The organism is Brevibacterium sp. SIMBA_078 (genome assembly GCF_046534565.1).
Classification (GTDB): Bacteria; Actinomycetota; Actinomycetes; order Actinomycetales; family Brevibacteriaceae; genus Brevibacterium.
This window is the reverse complement of record NZ_JAWRYQ010000484.1, coordinates 1-244: the sequence shown is the minus strand read 5'-3', so window position 1 is coordinate 244 and position 244 is coordinate 1. Positions and strand designations below refer to the sequence as shown.

Below are 244 nucleotides of genomic sequence, written 5' to 3'. Positions count from 1 at the left end.
CGTTTGGAAATCGAAGTTGACTGATTTAGGGGTAGAGATTTCATACTTACTGTTTCTATTTTCTGCTGCTACTCTAAGTGCTGCTGCCTGCTCTGCAGTAGCACCCTGCTGTAAAGCGCCTGCTTCAGTTCTGATACCTGCTAGTGGGTAATACTCAGAGATTTGAGTATCATGATCGATTTCAGAACGGTAAGTTAAAGCTGCTTTTAAAGCAATTTCAGGCTTGTAATAAGCAATACCTGCT

At 41.8% G+C, this 244-nt stretch carries 1 protein-coding gene; it reads right to left on the bottom strand.

Annotation, left to right across the window (positions count from 1 at the left end):
• On the bottom strand, positions 1–244 hold a 244-nt coding region (locus tag SB749_RS20500), incomplete at both ends, for a hypothetical protein (RefSeq protein ID WP_410711932.1).